We start from the raw sequence: 2,680 nt of genomic DNA, 5'->3' as shown, positions 1-2,680 counted from the left end.
CCATATACCTGTTGACGAAATTCCTGTAGTTTGTCAATAATCATGGCTGTAGATATGTCTTTCTTTTTTATCTACTTTAGGCAGTTTGTATCTCTTTTACTCTGCCTTTCTTACCTTTTTTAGTCTAAACTCCAGGTCCCTACAAGCAATGGCGAGAGTCAGGAGTACTGAGGGAAATCATGACTACATTGCATGAACAGGTGAGAGAACAAGCCGAAAAAAGCCTAAGTGGACAAACTTAGGCACTGGTTGCTAAAGAAGTGATGAATAGCTACACTACTATCACCGTAAGTAATTTATAGCACTAACCCAATTGGAGTTAAATGATCGCACCACTGCAAGAACTACCCTTTCCTGCGGTACAACCAAAACAATGACGACCTGTAATGATTTGGCGATTAGCTAATGATTGAGGATTAAAATCACGGATATGCAAATATTGACGATTGCCCATCTGACTATCTAATTGAATTTCCAAATCCAACATCTGATTGAAGTCACAATCAAATAATCTCCCATCCCAAGAAACGGAGATCATATTACGGCACATCAGCCCTGATACAGTATCAGGGTTATAGGAATTAACCAACAGTTCCATATAAGCTTGTAAATTACCAGACTGTTCTAACCATTCCAAATGACGCGAAATTGGCATATTGTTAATCGCAATCAGGCGATCAAAAGTAATTCCATGATTTTCGCTCAAGCCTTGCTTCCACATTTGCTCTAGTATCGCCGCTTGGTTGCAAGACAGGGTAGCATCGGCAGGATTGCTGACTAGAGTTAGTTTAAGAAGTGGATCGCCTTTTCCATAACCCACCGCATTTAGGCGGTGTAAAGCTTCTATAGATTGCTCAAAAGTGCCATCACCGCGCTGCTTGTCGGTGTTTGGCTGGCGAAAATGTGGGAGAGAGCAAACAACTTCCACTCTATGTTCGGCAAGCCATTTTGGCAGATCCTGCATTGTCGGGAGAAGCAGCACAGTGAGATTGCAGCGATCAATTACGTGCTTGCCGCGCACGACACATTGCTCAACCAAGTAACGAAAATGGGGATTTAATTCAGGAGCGCCACCTGTAATATCGACAGTCTGGGCTTGCGTCTGATCAAGAGCTTTGAGACAGTCATCAATAGTTTGGCGATCCATATTTTCGCGGCGATCGGGCCCCGCATCAACATGACAGTGACGACAAGTCATATTGCAAAGTTTACCAATATTGATTTGGAAGATTTCTAACTGGGATGGAGTTAGTTTTTCCCAACCGCTTTTGTTGATAGTTGATGCAAAATCACCTTGCTCTGGTAGGCGATCAAGATCAAGGGATTTTAATAGTTCAATTTGATTTTGAGGACTAGATAAAGCAGCGTGGCGTTGGTTTAAAGAAGTAGTTGCGGTGGGGGACATAGTTATCTTGGTAATAGTTAAGTAATTGAGTATAATTACGGAGACAAAAGTCATGGTGTAAGCACAGCATGCAACATAGCTTTAAGAATTTTATTCAGTCACTTTCTCGTCTAGGGCTTTACGGGCAATGCGGGTAACATAAAAGGTAACAGCAACTGTGGCAATAAAACCAACAATGCGAATGATCCATTGAATTGTGGGATCGGTGGGTTGATTCTCGCCCCCAATCCTTGCAAGATCACCTGCTAGAGAACCAATGTAAACATACATCACCGTACCTGGGAACATACCTATGGAAGCTAGGGAATAGTTTTGGAGAGACACACCTGTGACTCCAAAAGCATAGTTGAGCAAGTTGAAAGGGAAGATTGGTGAGAGGCGAGTTAGTAAAACAATCTTGAATCCTTCATGGGCTACAGCTTTGTCGATCGCATGAAATTTTTGATTACCTTCAATTTTTTTGCCAATCCAACCCCGTGCGAAATAGCGTCCAACTAGAAAAGCAGCGATCGCGCCAATGGTTGCACCAATAAATACATAGATCGAGCCAAGGACTACGCCAAATACCACCCCTGCGCCCAAGGTGAGAATAGAACCTGGCAGAAAAGCCACAGTTGCCATAATGTAAATACCGATAAAGGCTATCCCCCCGACATAGCCGAGGCTTTCCACCCATTGCAAAGCATTGCGAAGTAACTCTTGAGGGTTGAATCCTCCTGTGGTGTCAGCAGTTTGGGCAAAAGCTGGAGTCGAAGCCAAGAGAAAGATGATCGTCCCTAGAGCTAGATAAATTAGCGATCGTCCTAGTCTCATCGATATAATTTTGTCACTCGGCATAATTTTTAGCTTTAGTTTTATTTGTACTAATCCAAGAGCCAATATAGCAATGTAAGTCTTGCTTAGGACATAAAACCCAACAGGTCTAATAAGTTGCGGCACGAAGTGCCGCAACTTATTAGACCTGTACACTCTCTAAAAGCTAGTGGTGGACAGGTTCTCCGTCATTATCGTATCTTTAAGCAGTCTCTAAATAGTAGTTCCATAATCCAGTAGCATTCAACATCAGACGATCATCGAAATCAGTCACACAATTCCGCCTTGGCAGTGAATATGGATGGATAAAAGGAATTATTGGGCATGTGGATATCCCCCAATGAGGGAGGCAAATTCTGGTTGTCGGTACTCACCGAAATTCATAACCGTGGAGTCAAAGATATTTTGATTGCTTGTGTTGATGGTTTGACTGGGTTTCCTAAGGCACTTGAAATGGTGTTT

At 42.6% G+C, this 2,680-nt stretch carries 2 protein-coding genes and 1 pseudogene; 1 reads left to right on the top strand and 2 read right to left on the bottom strand.

Annotation, left to right across the window (positions count from 1 at the left end):
• Positions 1–319: 319 nt before the first annotated feature.
• Both arsS and B9G53_RS15850 read right to left on the bottom strand, forming a co-directional pair.
• On the bottom strand, positions 320–1,405 hold the full coding sequence (arsS, locus tag B9G53_RS15855; RefSeq protein ID WP_094533974.1) for an arsenosugar biosynthesis radical SAM (seleno)protein ArsS: 1,086 nt from the start codon (positions 1,403–1,405) through the stop codon (positions 320–322).
• Between the two features lie 90 nt (positions 1,406–1,495).
• Entirely contained in the window at positions 1,496–2,218 is a 723-nt protein-coding gene (locus B9G53_RS15850) for a TVP38/TMEM64 family protein (protein ID WP_176453238.1), read from the bottom strand.
• Between the two features lie 264 nt (positions 2,219–2,482).
• Here B9G53_RS15850 and B9G53_RS15845 point away from each other — a divergent pair.
• Positions 2,483–2,680: pseudogene (locus B9G53_RS15845) on the top strand (transposase); the annotation flags it as partial.

It is taken from the genome of Pseudanabaena sp. SR411 (assembly GCF_002251945.1).
GTDB lineage: Bacteria > Cyanobacteriota > Cyanobacteriia > Pseudanabaenales > Pseudanabaenaceae > Pseudanabaena.
Note: the sequence above shows the minus strand (reverse complement) of the source record. Positions and strands in the feature narration are given on the sequence as shown.

What these genes read in the sequence shown, in the direction of transcription:
- arsS (WP_094533974.1), bottom strand. Translation starts at nt 1,405, where the DNA reads ATGTCCCCCACCGCAACTACTTCTTTAAACCAACGCCACGCTGCTTTA.
- B9G53_RS15850 (WP_176453238.1), bottom strand. Translation starts at nt 2,218, where the DNA reads ATGAGACTAGGACGATCGCTAATTTATCTAGCTCTAGGGACGATCATC.